The sequence below is a fragment of the Anaerotignum sp. genome, from assembly GCF_017483025.1.
Classification (GTDB): Bacteria; Bacillota; Clostridia; order Lachnospirales; family Anaerotignaceae; genus Anaerotignum_A.
In genome coordinates, this window is the sequence record NZ_JAFUMA010000066.1 from 15497 (window position 1) to 28749 (window position 13253).

The window sequence follows — 13253 nt, forward strand, 5'->3', positions numbered from 1 at the left end:
TCTCCTCCGACAGTTCAGGCCTTTTTTTATTCAGCTATTTCTTCTTTCTTTTTCGCAGTCGTTCTTTTTCTCTTTGGTTTTTCTTCTTTTGCCGCTTCTGCCGCCTTGGCTGCTTCTTCCGCTGCCTTGGCTGCTTCTTCTGCCGCCTTAGCTGCTGCTGCTTTGGCTGCCTCTTCTTCCGCCCTTGCTGCCAGGATGGCTTCCAGCTCAGGATATTCCCTTTCCATATCGATCGTCTTCAGATCGTAGCCGCGGACGCCTTCTGTAGGGTCATCCGTCAGGGCTTCTCTGCTGAAGCTGTTGACACGTTCGATACCTCTCTGGTCATGGAAGATAGATGCCGCGCCGTTAGTACAGCCGCTCTTACATGCCATACCTTCGATCAGATTGCCTTCCAGTCTGCCAAAGGCTGCCAGCCTCAGGGTCTTGATACATTCCTCGATACCATTGCAGCGAACAGGGGTGATCTCTGTTTCCACGCCCTCCAGCTTTGCCACACGGCGCACGCTTTCTGCCACGCCGCCGGTTCTTGCGAAGATGCGGCCATAGGAGGAAGGTTCCCCTGCGTTCAGTTCGGGCAGGTTGGTCAGATCCAGGCCCTTGCCGTCAAACATGGCTCTCAGTTCTTCGAAGGTCAGCACATAATCCACAGCGCCTCTTACCTCAGGCTGCTTGATCTCTACTTTTTTCGCTGTGCAGGGGCCGATGAAGACCACTCTTGCCTTGGGGTCTTTTGCATGGATGGCTCTGCCCATGGCGATCATAGGAGAAACAGTGGTGGATACATGATCCAGCAAATTGGGATGATTCTTTCTCACATAATCCACAAAGGCAGGGCAGCAAGATGTAGTCTTCCATTTCTTTTCTTCGATGGTATGTACGAATTCCTCTGTTTCCGTCAAAGATACCATATCGCCGCCGACGGCCGCTTCCACAACAGAATGGAAGCCCAGTTCCTTGATACCCGCAAATACCTGACCCACCTTTACATCGCCAAACTGGCTGGCAACGGCAGGGGCAACCACAGCATATACATGATATGTTGTATTATTGAAGGAATCTCTCAGGAGATTCAGCACATTCATAACGAAGGATTTATCCACGATGGCACCGAAAGGACACTGATGGACGCAGGAACCACAGGAGATGCATTTTTCGTGGTCGATGACTGCTTTTCTGTTTTCATCCATCTTTACCGCGCCAACGGCACAGGCACGCATGCAGGGACGCATAACTTCACTGATAGCACCGAAGGGACAGTTCTGCTTGCATTTACCACATTCGATACACAGATCCTGATTGATATAGGCTCTGTGGTTTACGATGGAAATAGCACCTTTGGGGCAGTTTTCCTGACATTTATGACCCAGACAGCCGCGGCAGGAGTCGCTGACTACAAAACGGTCGATGGGACATTCATCGCAGGCAGAGTCCAGCACGTTGATGATACGGTCGTCCTTTGTAGGCTCCAGCACCAGATGCACACGGTCTTCGATGATATGACGTTCTTTATAGATACAGCAGCGGAAAGATGCCTTGGGGCCGGGGATGATGGCTTCTGCAATATTCCTTTCCAGGAAAGGATCCTTCACCAGGGTGCCCTGGAAAAAACGGCTTGCGACCTCTTTATTTACCAGATATTTGATATACTGTACATTACTTTCAAAATTGCTCATAGTTTCCTACCCTCTTTTCCTATAAAAAAGCTTCTCACAACAAAAGCGCACGCCCAAAATATCACTCTATTGGAAACATACGCTCTTTTTCACAAATTTATAAACTCATACTGCTTCTCTTTGCCCCATTCTAACATGAATTTGTTTCGCATGCAAGTTAATTCCCCCGATTCGCTGTGCAAAATTAAACATATTTTATCAATAATTTTGTGCATTTCTTCAGCTGTCTTTCCGAAAAAAAATAATATAAATTCCCTGTTTTTTACATATGGACAGCTTTTTTCTCTGCCAACTTTTCCCCAAAGAAAAAAAGACCCTCTTCGCAGGACAACAAAGAGGGCCTTTTATATCATTTTTCCATTATTTTTCATTTTTCTGCTGCAAAGGGCAAACCACCCGCATAGTCGTCCCTTTCCCCGGCTGGCTTTCGATGGAAACCTTCCCGCCATGCAAAGCCGCACCATGCTTCACGATGGAAAGCCCCAGCCCCGTTCCGCCGTTTTCCGCAGAGCGGCTGGAATCTACCCGATAAAACCTCTCGAAAATACGACTCTGATCTTCTTTAGCGATACCAATGCCCGTATCCGCCACCTCCAGAAGGAGCTTTTCCTTCTCTCTGCGCAGAGTCAGGCGCACTTCTCCGTCGGGCTTATTATAACGGATGGCATTATCACAAAGATTATAAACCATTTCCGTCAGCACCTGCTTCACACCAAAGAACTGTAAGGGCTCGGTCTGGGCAATCAGGGTCACATTTTTCTTCTCCGCAGTGGGAAGAAGTCTTTCCCTCACCTCCAGGACAAGGGCATCCATAGACACCCATTCCTTTTCCAGAATGCCGTCCTTTTCATCCAGCTTGGAAAGCTTGATGATATCCTGTACCATTTCGATGAGACGCTGGGCTTCATCGTAGATCTTCCCTGCAAAGTTGCCCATATCCTCAGGGCGGACCATGCCGCTTTTCATGATCTCCGCAAAGCCGGAGATGGATGTCAGGGGCGTTTTCAGTTCATGGGAAACATTTGCGGTGAATTCCCGTCTGAGCTTCTCTCTTTCCTCTTTTTCCGTTGCATCGAAGAGAATGATGATGACGCCGGCATTTTCTCCGTCTCTAAAGACAGGATTGGCAATGATCTCGCAGATCTTCCCATTTACCTCTAATCGTTCTTCCCGATGTTCCCCCTTCAGGGCACCTTCTACGCCACGGCGGAAGGCTTCGCTGCGGTTCAGAGCGAAAACATTTTTCCCCTCTTCCACCTGACTGATGCCCAGCAGGTTCTGCACACCTTCATTATAGGAAAGGACATCCCCCTCCGCATCCAGCACCAGGAGCCCCTCCTGCATATTGGATGTGATGGTATCGAATTCCTCTTTTCTGCGCTTTAACTCCGCCATCTGGCGATGGATCTCCCGATTCTGCACGGCGATACGCCGTAAAAGGGGCGTCAGTTCTTCATAGACCACAGCCCGATCAGGATTCTCCAAATCGATCTCATTGATGGGATTGGTAATATTTTTTGCTGTCTGGAAGGCCAGGAACAGGGACACCCCTACCATGACCGCCAAAATCAGCATCAAGGGGAAGGTCACCGTCATAAACAACGCCAAAACACTCATGATTTCCACGGACATACGAAGGATACTGCCATCCCTGAGCTGTGTGGCATAATATAAGGTTCTTTTGGAAAGAGTGGTGGATCTTCTCTCACTTTCCCCCGCCCCCTCTTCCAGGGCTTCCTGCACTTCCTCGCGATTGCCGTGATTGTCCATTTCGGAAACATCCGCCACAGAGTCATACAAAACCGTGCCGTTTTTATGGATCCAGGTGATACGGGTATCGGAATGATCGACCCCTTCCAGATATTCGATGCCCTCTATTTCAATACCGCGGGCAACATAGCCCGCTTCCCGCTGCAGCTCTTCCATCATTTCAAAAGAGGAATAGCTGTACATGACCCCCATAATGAGGGTAGAAACGGCAAGCATGACTGCAAGAGCCACCAGGAAGATGGCACGAAAAATACGATTGGTCATACGTTTCCACCTACTTTATAGCCAACACCGCGGACGGTCTCGATATATTCCCCGCAGCTGCCCAGCTTCTGACGCAGCGTACGGATATGTACGTCTACGGTACGGTTTTCCCCGTCGAAGCCATAGCCCCAAATGCTGTTGAGGAGCTGATCTCGGGTCAGCACGCGTCCTCTGTTTTCCATCAGGAGGCAAAGCAGATCGAATTCCTTCAAGGTCAGGGTCACTTCTGTGCCACTTGCTTTTACCTCATGACGGGTCTTATTCACAGTCAGATCGCCTAGCTGATAGACCACTTCTGTTTCATCCTTTTCTGCCCGGCGCAGCAGCGCTTTCACCCTTGCCAGCAGTTCCATCATGCTGAAAGGCTTCGCCACATAATCATCGGCGCCGCTGTCCAGACCCATGACCTTATCATACTCGCTGCTTTTTGCAGTCAGCAGGATGATGGGCATTTTTTTTGTCTGAGGGGCCTGTCTCAGTTTTTTCAAAATGCTGATGCCGTCCTCTTCGGGAAGCATCAGGTCTAATAGCACCAGATCCGGCAGCTGGGTTTCGCAGGCATGCCAGAAAGCAGAGGGCTTTTCGAAGCCCTCCGCACGGAAGCCGGCACTATGCAGCGTATACGCCACCAGTTCACGGATGCTGTTATCGTCTTCTACTAAATAAATCAGCATGAAAACACCACCTTAAATGAGGGACTGTTCATTGATCATCAGCTTGAATTGCAGTCCCAGTTTTTCTGCCGCCTTGCGGCACATGATCATACGTTCCAGGAAGATCTCGAAATAATCCATGACAGAGCCATAATGGGTGTCAACGGACAGTTTCAGTTTGATGAGGCTATGCTCCTGGTTGATCTTCAAAACGGATTTTTCTACGGAATAATTGACCCTATCGTGGATATCGAAGGTCTTTTTATCCTGATTGCGGACACGGCTGCGGCGTACATCGCTCTTATCCGCCAGGATCAGGGCTGCCGCAATGGCATTGACAGGCACGCCTGTGCCTTCGTCATGGTTGCCGATGGCTGTCACCACTGTGGCGATATCCTCGGGGGACATATCCATCCTATCCAGGATACGGAAGGCCATGACTGCCCCGCTCTGGGAATGTTCGGAACGATTCACCAGATTGCCGATATCGTGCAGATAGGCAGCGATCATGCCCAACTCCACTTCATGATGGGAAAAACCCAGGGTTTCCAGAATATATTTCACATTTTCCGCAACCTTTGTCACATGGGCAAAGGAATGTTCAGTAAAGCCCAGAGCCGCCAGAGATTCGTCGGCCTTCTGGATATAGGTACGAATGGCATCATTTTTCTTGATTTGTTCGTATGTGATCATTTTCTCTCCTCTTCTGCAATTACATGCTGTCCTGTGATGGAGAATTCGACCCATTCCGCAATATTTGTCGCATGGTCGCCGATACGTTCCAGATATTTGGCGATCATCAGAAGATCGATACAGAATTCACCGTTTTTCTGGTCTTCACTGATCAGGCTGATGATCTCTGCTTTTACCTTGTCGAACAGTTCATCCACCACATCATCATACTTCATAACGGAACGAGCCAGATTCAGGTCTTTCTTTACGAAGGAATCTACGGAATCTGTTACCATTTTTACCGCTGCCCTTGCCATATCCTGGATATGCAGCTTACTTTCTGTGTCATGGTCTTTCATTACGGCCATGATCTCTGCAATATCCCCCGCCTGGTCGCCGATACGTTCCATATCAGAGATCATTTTCAGGGCAGAAGAGATGGCTCTGAGGTCTTTTGCCACAGGCTGCTGCTGCAGCAGAAGGCGCATGCAGAAGGTCTCGATATCCCGTTCCATTCTGTCAATTTCATTATCCTTTTCAAAAACAGTCTGTACCACAGACTTATCATATTTGATGAGAGCAGACATAGAAGCTGTAATGGCTTCTTCACACAATGCCCCCATCTTGATCAGTTCCACATTCAGCTGTTCCAGCTGGGAATCAAAACGACTACGTACCATAAATCAACCAAACCTCCCTGTAATATAATCCTCTGTTCTCTGATCTTTAGGCATAGAGAACAATGTTTCTGTTTTATCGTATTCAACCACTTCGCCCAGAAGGAAAAAGGCCGTATTATCGGAGATACGAGTCGCCTGCTGCATATTATGTGTTACCATAATAATAGTGTAATCTTTTTTCAGCTCCAGCGCAAGTTCTTCGATGCGGGAAGTGGAAATAGGGTCCAGCGCAGATGTAGGCTCATCCATCAGCAGGACTTCAGGCTGTACCGCCAGGGCTCTGGCAATACAAAGTCTCTGCTGCTGACCGCCGGACATACCCAATGCATTTTTCTTCAGTCTGTCCTTTACTTCATCCCAGATAGCCGCATCACGCAATGCTTTTTCCACGATCTCATCCAGCTGTACCTTGGAGCGGATGCCGTGAGTTCTGGGGCCATAGGCGATGTTATCGTAAATGCTCATGGGGAAGGGATTGGGCTTCTGGAACACCATGCCCACTCTTTTTCTCAGCAGGTTGATATCCATGCCTTTATAGATATCCTCCCCGTCTAATAATACCTGCCCTGTGATCTTGCAGCCTTCCACCAGGTCGTTCATACGGTTCAGGCTTTTCAGAAGTGTGGATTTACCACAGCCGGAAGGGCCGATGAAGGCAGTGATCTCCTTTTCGGGCAGTTCCAGATTGATGTTTTTCAGGGCCTTGAAATCGCCATAATATAAATCTAAATTTGATACGGAAATTTTACTTTTATCCATTATGCTTTTACACCAGCTTTCTTTGCAATGAAAGAGGACAATGCGTTAATGCAGACAACCATTACCAGCAGAACGACTGCTGTCGCATAGGCCTGATCCATATATAAACCTTCATTCAACAATGCGTACATGTGTACCGCCAGGGTACGGCCGGAGGAGAAGAAGCCATCTGCCACCTGTGCCGCTGTGCCTGCAGGGTAGAGCAGCGCCGCCGTTTCGCCGACGATACGGCCCACCGCCAGGATGACACCCGCCAGGATACCGGGCACCGCAGAAGGCAGAACCACGCGAAATACGGTACGCAATTTACCTGCGCCCAGGCCAAAGCTGCCTTCTCTGTAGGCATCAGGAACGGACTGCAGAGCTTCTTCTGTGGTTCTCATGATAAGGGGAAGAACCATGATGGCCAAGGTCAAAGAACCGCCCAGAATGGAATAGCCCCAGCCCAAATAGATATTGAAGAACAGATACCCAAACAGACCGAATACAATGGAAGGGATACCGGACAGGGTCTCTGTTGTCATTCTTACGACGGAAACGAATTTATTCCCTCTCTTCGCATATTCCACCAGATAGATGGCGGAGCAGATGCCCGCGGGCACTGCGAAGATCAGCGTCATGGCTGTGATGGTCAGCGTATTGATGATGGCAGGCATCATGGAAACGTTGGTGGTATTGTATTCCCATTCGAACAGTTCGGGCTTCAGATTGGGGATGCCCTTTGCCAGAATATATACGATCAGCGCCACCAGAACCGTCAGGGTGATGACTGCCGAAAGGATGACCAGCACCGCCAGGAACAGGGACAAGGGACTTCTTTTATAGGATGCCAGTCTTTCTTTGAATGATTGCGTATTAATGGCTTCGATGTGTTCCATCAGTCAGCCCTCCTTTTCAGTACAGAGAAGCACAGGTTAATAATCAGGATAAAGATGAACAGTACTACCGCAGTGCCCAGCAATGCTTCTCTGTGCAGATCGGCAGCGTAGCCCATTTCCATAACGATATTGGCTGTCATCGTTCTGACGCCGCCGAAGATGCTGTTGGGCACTACAGGCTGATTGCCCGCGATCATAACAACTGCCATAGTTTCACCGATAGCTCTGCCGATGCCCAGAATAACGCCTGCCAAGATGCCCTGCTTTGCCGCAGGCAGCACAGCGAAAAATACGCTTCTTTCATGGGTAGCGCCCAGGCCGAGGGAGCCTTCATAGTAGCTCATAGGAACTGCACGGATATTACTTTCCGCAACGCCGATAATGGTAGGCAGAATCATGATCCCCAACAGGATGGAGGCTGTTAAGACGCCCTTACCGCTGCCGCCGAAGAGATTCTGCATGATAGGCACCAGAACCACCAGACCGAAGAAGCCGTATACGATGGAAGGGATACCCGCCAGAAGTTCTACTGCGGGTTTGATTACTTTGTAAAGTTTTTTGGGGCAGAACCACGCCAGAAAAACAGCGCAAAGGATGCCCAGGGGCACGCCCACGATGATAGCACCTGCTGTGACATATACACTGCCGACGATCATGGGGAAGATGCCGTAAATGTTATTGGAAGGCTTCCAGGTGTCGCCCAACAGGAAATCCGCTACGCCGATCTCCTCGATGGCAGGCACACCATTGGCTAACAGGAACACGCAGATAAGCGCAACCGCCAGAATGGACAGGGCTGCTGCCGCCATGAAGACCCCTTTCATTACTTTTTCTTTCATCATTTTCTTTCCTCCTTTTTAAAAGGACCGCTTTTCTTGTTGTTTTGTAATCTTTTGTACTTTTCCGAGTTTCTTTTGCACATTTATATGGTTATCTCTTTTTCAGAAGTTATTTTCTTATAATTCTGCCCATTCCTTGATTTCACCCTTGAAGATATTCTTTACTTCTTCGCTGGACATGTCATCCAAAGGATTTTCATGATTCACGATGATGGCAATGCCATCCATGGCAATGACCGTAGGGATAAGGCCTGCTTCCAGTTCGCTTTCCTTCAGTTCACGGGAGGCCATGCCGATATCGCACATATCCTCCTTCAGGGAATTCATGCCGATGGTGGAATCAGACTGCTGCATTTCAATGGAGACATTAGGATTTACCGCTTCATAGGCTTCCTTGATCTTTTCCATGACAGGAGCTACGGAAGAAGAACCGGATACCACCACATTGCCCTTAGCTTCGGAAGGCGTATATACGCCTGTATTGCCGCGGCTGATATAGCCGCTTTCCTCAACGACTGCCTGCCCTTCCTGGCTGAGAATAAAATTAATGAAATCCTGCGTAGCCGGGCTGGCGTCTGCCTTTGTGGCAATGTTGAAGGGTCTGGCGATTTTGTAGCTGCCATTTTTGATATTTTCAAAAGTAGCTTCCACGCCGTCGATCTCCAGTGTTTTCACAGCATCATTCATGGAACCCATGGAGATATAGCCAATGGCATTTTTATTGCCTGTTACCGTCATCAGCATGACTGCTGTGCTGTTGGTGATCTCTGCCATGTCTGTAGTCATATCCAGCTTATCGCCGGCTTCATTTTTTTCCTGGATGCCGAAAAGCTCTACGAAAGCGCCCCTTGTGCCGGAGCCATCCTCACGGGAAACGGGGGTGATGCTAACGTGGGAAATATCACCGCAGCCTGTCATCATGGCTGCACACAGGAACGCCGCCAGAGCCGCTGTGCATTTTCTTTTCATTTAACATACACTCCTTTGAGTTTTCTTTTTCTTTTAACTTATTCTTTACAAAAGAAGTATAAGAAATGAACGTTAAATGGATTACCATGATTTTGTTAAATCTATGTAAAACCGCAAAACAGGGCCCGGGGGCGAATACAGAGCCTGCTTTGCTTCCGTTTGCCCTCCGGACCCTGTCTTCTTTTTTATAACTTGTATATGGGGTGGGAGATTGTTACTATGAAAAAGTTTCTTTTATTTAGGATATCTGCTTACTGCACTTCTGCCCAGTCTGTTACTGCGCCTGTGAAGATATCTTTTACCTGTGCGCTTGTCAGACCGCTTACTGCGTTTTCATGGTTTACTACCACTGCAATACCATCCATTGCGATGACTGTAGGTGTCAGGCCAGCTTCCAGTTCGCTGTCTTTCAGTTCTCTGGATGCCATACCGATGTCGCACATACCTTCCATTGTGGAAGTCATACCTGTTGTAGAGTCAGACTGCTGTACTTCGATGGAAGCGTTTGTGTTGATGGCCAGGTAAGCTTCTTTCAGCTTTTCCATAACGGGTGTTACGGAAGAGGAGCCTGCTACGATGATCTTACCTTCTGCCATTGTGCTTTCGAATGCACCGTTGTTGCCCTGGCTGATGTAGCCATTTTCTTCTACCACTGCCTGGCCTTCTTCACTCAGGATAAAGTTGATGAAATCCTGTGTTACTTCGCTTACTTCTGCGCCTGTTGCGATGTTGAAGGGTCTTGCTACGGAGTATGTACCGTTTTTGATGTTATCTACTGTTGCTTCTACGCCATCAATGGACAGAACCTTTACGGAATCATCCAGGGAGCCCAGGGAAACATAACCGATGGCATTTGTGTTGCCTGCAACCGTTGTCATCATAACAGCTGTGCTGTTTGTGATTTCAGCCATATCTGTTGTCATGTCGATCTTTTCGCCTGCGTCGTTCTTTTCTTCAATGCCGAACAGTTCGATGAAAGCGCCTCTTGTGCCGGAGCCATCTTCACGGGATACTACTGTGATGGCGCCGCCTGCTGCTGTGTCTTCTTCTGCTGCAGGTTCGCTGCCGCCGCAGCCTGTCAGTGCGCCTGCCAGCATTGCCATTGTCAAGCCGAATGTCAAAAATTTCTTCATGTTCATTACTCTCCTTTTTTACTACTCTTGTTTCCTTTTTTACATTTCCTTTGTTTTTTGCTTACAAGGAAAGTATATGCGCCGAAAGTTAAATGAAAAATCATACTTCTGTTAAATTTGCGAAAAGTTTCCCATTACTTTTTTTAATGGGTACGTTCATTGATTTGCAATTTGCCCATGATTGACTTTTTTATATAGAGGTGATAGCATTAGTTTGGTTTTATATAGTTATCGTACATATTATAATGAGGTTTTTACATATGCGTATCAAAAATAAAGTACTGATGGGGTCTGTTTTCTGCATTGCTGCGGCCTGCTTCTGGGGGCTTTCCGGCGCAACGGGCCAATATCTTTTTCGCAATACGGGCATGACGCCGGAATGGCTGGTGGCCACCCGCATGCTCATCAGCGGCATTTTCCTGCTGACGGTATATCAGGTGAAGCATGGCGGCATCTTCGAGATCTGGCTCCATAAACAGGATCGCATCGATATCCTGCTGTTCAGCCTGGTGGGCCTTCTGTTCACCCAGTATGGCTATTTCGCCTCCATCAACTACTGCAACCCGGCAACTGCTACCATTTTGCAGTATCTTGCCCCTGTCATGATCGTTGTTTATCTGAGCATCCGTTATCGCAGGATGCCTACAAAAATAGAAGCCATCGCCGTGGCAGGCGCACTGATTGGCACCTTCCTTCTGGCAACCCATGGCAACATCCACAGTCTGAGCATTTCTCCCCTGGCGCTGTTCTGGGGGCTGCTGAGCGGTGTTGCCCTGGCCTTTTACACGGTATACCCCGTGCGCTTGCTGACCAGATATAACACCATGCTCCTGATCGGCTGGGCCATGCTCCTTGGCAGCATCGCCATGAATTTTGTCCACCCCGTGTGGGAATGTCAGGGCAACTGGGACGTTCCCTCCTATCTTTGTCTGGCATTTACCATCATTTTCGGCACCATGCTGGCCTATCTGATTTATCTGGACGGCATCCGCTATATCGGCCCAACCAAAAGCAGTCTCTACGCCGCCACAGAGCCCTTGGCCTCCACCATCGTTTCTGTCATCTGGCTGAAAACAAAGCTTGAGCTGGTGGATTATATCGGCTTTATCTTTATCGTCGGCACCGTGCTGATGCTTTCCCTGGTTCCCGCGAAAAAAGAACAGAAAAAAGAAAGCCCTCAAAACTGAGGGCTTATTTTTTTACATACAATAAAAAACTCCAAGTATACACTTGGAGTTTTTATGTATCATTGATTATTTTTTCCAGTCGGCGTTGGGAACAAGTCCCTCTGCCCTCGAAACACTTCGAATTTCGTTAATTAAAATTTCTTTCTTGTCAGGAAATCAGGAATTTTGATTTCGGATTCATAATCATAGTCCAAATCTGCAAATCTTCTTGCAGCGGGGCGTGCTTCATCCAGCACCTTTTCTTCCACGGGTGCTTCTTCTTTGGGTGCCACTCTTTCTTCTGCTCTTGCAGCGGGTTCAGCTACAGCTCTTCTGGGCACTTCTGTATGGGATGCAGGCGCATCGTCTTCCAGACCTGTTGCGATAACTGTAACAACAACTTCGTCTTCCAGTTCTTCGTTCAGGGTTGTACCGAAGATGATTTCTGCTTCGGGATCGATTGCTTCTCTGATCAGTTCTGCTGCTTCTTCTGTTTCCATCAGGCCCAGGTTCATATCACCACTGAAGTTGATCAGGATATGTTTTGCACCTTCGATGGTTGTTTCCAGCAGAGGGCTCTGGATCGCCATTTTTGCAGCGATCTCTGCTTTATTTTCACCGCTGGCACGGCCAATGCCCATGTGAGCAATGCCTCTGTTTGCCATAATTGTGCGCACGTCAGCAAAGTCCAGATTGATCACGCCGGGTTTGGAGATCAGGTCTGCAATGCCCTGTACGCCCTGCAGCAGGATTTCATCTGCTTTACGGAAGGCTTCTGTCAGAGTTGTTTTCTTATCGATGATGGACAGCAGTCTCTGGTTAGGGATGATAACCAGTGTATCCACGTTCTTTTTCAGTTCAGCAATACCTTTTTCTGCATTGCCCATTCTCTTTTTGCCTTCGAAATTGAAGGGTTTTGTCACAACGCCCACTGTCAGGATGCCCAGTTCCTTGGAAATTGCAGCAATGCGGGGAGCTGCGCCTGTGCCTGTGCCGCCGCCCATACCAGCTGTGATGAATACCATATCGGAGCCACGCAGCGCCTGGGCGATGTCGTCCTGTGTTTCATCAACGGAGCGCTGACCGATCTCAGGGTTGCCGCCTGCGCCAAGGCCCTTTGTCAGCTTTTCGCCGATCTGGATCTTTGTTGCAGATTTAGATTTTGCCAGTGCCTGACCGTCTGTATTGATGGAAATGAAATCCACGCCGTCCAGACCGTCTTCGATCATTCTATCTACAGCGTTATTGCCGCCGCCGCCAACGCCGATTACCTTAATCTGTGCCATATTGCTCATAGGGATATCGAATTCAAGCATTATATATTCTCCTCCTAAAAAGTTATCTACAAAATTAATCAACCTATATTATACATGAAAAAAAGCACGATTTCCATAGGAAATTGCAAGTTTTCATAACAAATTTTCTTAAAATTTCATTCAGAATCTATCATAATCTCTTTTTTCTCTTTATTCAAGAGGAAAATGCGGATGCGGCTGAAATTATTGAACATGCGGGAGCCATAGACCACCACTGCCGCCAGGGAAAGATCGATGGAAAGCTGATTACCCAGCCAGATGAGGGCCATGGCGAAAATGCCGTTAAAAAACAAGCCCGTGGAAAAGATCTTCCCTTGGAATTTTCCCTGCAGATTGGCATAGACACCGCCGATAACAGAATCCAGGCAAGCCAGGATGCCCATGGCAACATAGGCTGAATAGCCCGCAGGGAACACCATGCCGCTGACGATGCCCACCACAACGCCAATGGCAAGGCCGATAATGGGTATCAACATAG

Annotated in this window: 13 protein-coding genes; 1 reads left to right on the forward strand and 12 read right to left on the reverse strand. The window is 48.3% G+C overall.

The genetic code is table 11. The annotated features are described in order from the left end of the window. Window positions 1-26: 26 nt before the first annotated feature. From IJ369_RS05550 to IJ369_RS05595, 10 genes are all read right to left on the reverse strand, one after another. Complete coding sequence (locus IJ369_RS05550) at window positions 27-1676, reverse strand: 4Fe-4S dicluster domain-containing protein (protein ID WP_290717017.1); 1650 nt, start codon at window positions 1674-1676, stop codon at window positions 27-29. Between the two features lie 360 nt (window positions 1677-2036). Then, complete coding sequence (locus tag IJ369_RS05555; RefSeq protein WP_290717019.1) at window positions 2037-3710, reverse strand: sensor histidine kinase; 1674 nt, start codon at window positions 3708-3710, stop codon at window positions 2037-2039. Continuing rightward, complete coding sequence (locus IJ369_RS05560) at window positions 3707-4381, reverse strand: response regulator transcription factor (protein WP_290717264.1); 675 nt, start codon at window positions 4379-4381, stop codon at window positions 3707-3709. The genes IJ369_RS05555 and IJ369_RS05560 overlap by 4 nt, the downstream gene beginning before the upstream one ends. Window positions 4382-4396: 15 nt before the next feature. After that, window positions 4397-5056 (reverse strand): HD domain-containing protein, encoded by a 660-nt coding sequence (locus IJ369_RS05565; protein ID WP_290717022.1) that lies wholly within the window; start codon window positions 5054-5056, stop codon window positions 4397-4399. After that, window positions 5053-5715: a phosphate signaling complex protein PhoU gene (gene phoU / locus IJ369_RS05570; RefSeq protein ID WP_290717024.1), complete on the reverse strand. Its 663-nt coding sequence runs from the start codon at window positions 5713-5715 to the stop codon at window positions 5053-5055. The genes IJ369_RS05565 and phoU overlap by 4 nt, the downstream gene beginning before the upstream one ends. Window positions 5716-5718: 3 nt before the next feature. Then, window positions 5719-6474, reverse strand: a complete 756-nt coding sequence (pstB, locus tag IJ369_RS05575; protein ID WP_290717026.1) for a phosphate ABC transporter ATP-binding protein PstB — start codon at window positions 6472-6474, stop codon at window positions 5719-5721. Continuing rightward, window positions 6474-7352 (reverse strand): phosphate ABC transporter permease PstA, encoded by an 879-nt coding sequence (gene pstA, locus IJ369_RS05580; RefSeq protein ID WP_290717028.1) that lies wholly within the window; start codon window positions 7350-7352, stop codon window positions 6474-6476. The genes pstB and pstA overlap by 1 nt, the downstream gene beginning before the upstream one ends. Next, complete coding sequence (pstC, locus tag IJ369_RS05585; protein ID WP_290717031.1) at window positions 7352-8194, reverse strand: phosphate ABC transporter permease subunit PstC; 843 nt, start codon at window positions 8192-8194, stop codon at window positions 7352-7354. The genes pstA and pstC overlap by 1 nt, the downstream gene beginning before the upstream one ends. Window positions 8195-8308: 114 nt before the next feature. Then, window positions 8309-9160 (reverse strand): substrate-binding domain-containing protein, encoded by an 852-nt coding sequence (locus IJ369_RS05590; protein ID WP_290717033.1) that lies wholly within the window; start codon window positions 9158-9160, stop codon window positions 8309-8311. A gap of 251 nt (window positions 9161-9411) precedes the next feature. Beyond that, window positions 9412-10299 carry a substrate-binding domain-containing protein gene (locus IJ369_RS05595; RefSeq protein ID WP_442859670.1) on the reverse strand — a complete coding sequence of 296 codons (888 nt, stop codon included), beginning with the start codon at window positions 10297-10299 and terminating at the stop codon, window positions 9412-9414. Window positions 10300-10553: 254 nt separating this feature from the next. Here IJ369_RS05595 and IJ369_RS05600 point away from each other — a divergent pair, with 254 nt between their 5' ends. Further along, window positions 10554-11480, forward strand: a complete 927-nt coding sequence (locus IJ369_RS05600) for a DMT family transporter (protein ID WP_290717038.1) — start codon at window positions 10554-10556, stop codon at window positions 11478-11480. Window positions 11481-11611: 131 nt separating this feature from the next. Here IJ369_RS05600 and ftsZ read toward each other — a convergent pair whose 3' ends face one another. Beyond that, window positions 11612-12775 (reverse strand): cell division protein FtsZ, encoded by a 1164-nt coding sequence (gene ftsZ / locus IJ369_RS05605; RefSeq protein WP_290717041.1) that lies wholly within the window; start codon window positions 12773-12775, stop codon window positions 11612-11614. A 116-nt stretch (window positions 12776-12891) separates the two neighbouring features. Next, window positions 12892-13251, reverse strand: coding sequence for a small basic family protein (locus IJ369_RS05610; RefSeq protein ID WP_290717044.1), 360 nt, complete (start codon window positions 13249-13251; stop codon window positions 12892-12894). Between the last annotated feature and the right edge of the window lie 2 nt (window positions 13252-13253).

Bases quoted from the DNA above. Each gene is read 5' to 3' on its own strand.
- IJ369_RS05550 (WP_290717017.1), bottom strand. From the start codon at position 1,676: ATGAGCAATTTTGAAAGTAATGTACAGTATATCAAATATCTGGTAAAT.
- IJ369_RS05555 (WP_290717019.1), bottom strand. From the start codon at position 3,710: ATGACCAATCGTATTTTTCGTGCCATCTTCCTGGTGGCTCTTGCAGTC.
- IJ369_RS05565 (WP_290717022.1), bottom strand. From the start codon at position 5,056: ATGATCACATACGAACAAATCAAGAAAAATGATGCCATTCGTACCTAT.
- phoU (WP_290717024.1), bottom strand. From the start codon at position 5,715: ATGGTACGTAGTCGTTTTGATTCCCAGCTGGAACAGCTGAATGTGGAA.
- pstB (WP_290717026.1), bottom strand. From the start codon at position 6,474: ATGGATAAAAGTAAAATTTCCGTATCAAATTTAGATTTATATTATGGC.
- pstA (WP_290717028.1), bottom strand. From the start codon at position 7,352: ATGGAACACATCGAAGCCATTAATACGCAATCATTCAAAGAAAGACTG.
- pstC (WP_290717031.1), bottom strand. From the start codon at position 8,194: ATGATGAAAGAAAAAGTAATGAAAGGGGTCTTCATGGCGGCAGCAGCC.
- IJ369_RS05590 (WP_290717033.1), bottom strand. From the start codon at position 9,160: ATGAAAAGAAAATGCACAGCGGCTCTGGCGGCGTTCCTGTGTGCAGCC.
- IJ369_RS05595 (WP_442859670.1), bottom strand. From the start codon at position 10,299: ATGAACATGAAGAAATTTTTGACATTCGGCTTGACAATGGCAATGCTG.
- IJ369_RS05600 (WP_290717038.1), top strand. From the start codon at position 10,554: ATGCGTATCAAAAATAAAGTACTGATGGGGTCTGTTTTCTGCATTGCT.
- ftsZ (WP_290717041.1), bottom strand. From the start codon at position 12,775: ATGCTTGAATTCGATATCCCTATGAGCAATATGGCACAGATTAAGGTA.
- IJ369_RS05610 (WP_290717044.1), bottom strand. From the start codon at position 13,251: ATGTTGATACCCATTATCGGCCTTGCCATTGGCGTTGTGGTGGGCATC.